Source organism: Aliarcobacter vitoriensis, from assembly GCF_003316695.1.
Classification (GTDB): domain Bacteria; phylum Campylobacterota; class Campylobacteria; order Campylobacterales; family Arcobacteraceae; genus Aliarcobacter; species Aliarcobacter vitoriensis.
In genome coordinates, this window is record NZ_PDKB01000041.1 from 1 (window position 1) to 1,345 (window position 1,345).

Genomic DNA, 1,345 nt, shown 5'->3' on the forward strand with positions numbered 1-1,345 from the left:
CATAATCTCAAAGCTATCGAAGAAGATAGCATAATTTACATAATAGAAAAACCAAAATATCAAAACTTTGGTAATACTACTGTTTTAGATGAAATATCTGTTTCTAGTTCTAATTATAAAAATGGAACAGCAGATTCAGGATACTTAACTGAAAATATAACTGGTGTTGGACTTTGGGGTAAAAGAAGTTTACAAGATACACCATATTCTATGACTGTAATACCTCAAGAACTTATCGAAAATGTACAAGCTAAAGATATGCAACAAATCTTTAAAATGAATGCAACAACTCAAGAAGCAGCTAGAGCAGCATATGGTAATGGAGATAATTCACAAGTTATTATGCGAGGATTTGGAGTAGCTAATCCAATTATTAATGGTATTTCATATGCAAATGGGAATACAAGTATCCCAATGATGCAAGATATAGAAAGAGTTGAAATCATAAGTGGTGCAACTGGGTTTTTATATGGTGGGGGAAGAGTTGGAGGTGCAGTTAATTATATAACTAAAAAACCAATAACGAAAGATTTAAGAAATATCTCAATCGGTAGCTATGGAAATGAGTCATACTATACTCACTTAGATTTAGGTGGACAATTTAATGAAGATAATACTGTTGGATATAGAATAAATGGATTTTATCAAGATGGTGAATTACCAAATGAATCTGAAAAAGAACAAAAAGCTATTAGCTTAGTATTTGATTGGAAACCAACAGATAATTTTTATACAGATATAAAATATTCATATAAAGATACTTTAACAAAAGGTGCAACTACCGATTTTAGTACATGGGGATCAGAAAAATTAGATAGAGCAAGTATAACAAAAAATAAAAGTTATAATCCTGATTGGTTAGAAAGTGAAATAAAATCAAATAAAATTGAGAATAATATTAGATATGATATAAATGATATTTTTACTTTACGAACTAATCTATTTTATGAAAATATGAAACATAGAGGAGATTATTCTGAATTAGTGGTAAGTAATGGTATTGTAAAAGGAAATTATAATTCATATTTTGCCCGTGGTACTTGGAGTAAAAGTAAAAATTATGGAGCAAATCTATTTCTAGATTCAAAATTTGATACAGGAAATATTAGTCATATTTTAACTACTGGTTACTCTTTAAGTTCAACTAACAATTACCGTTCATCTGATAGTTGGGCATATTATGATTTTATTGATGATATAAGTTTAAATGATTTAAAGAACTTTGCAAAGCCTGATGATTCTCTTTGGAGAAATAACGGTATTATAGGAACACAACAAAGAGAACTAGATTCAGCAACTAAATATAAAAATATCTTAATAGGGGATGATATAGTATTTAATGACC

1 protein-coding gene is annotated in these 1,345 nt (G+C 28.5%); it reads left to right on the forward strand.

Going from position 1 to position 1,345, the window contains the following annotated elements:
* On the forward strand, positions 1-1,345 hold a 1,345-nt coding region (locus CRU91_RS12025), incomplete at both ends, for a TonB-dependent siderophore receptor (protein ID WP_222718479.1).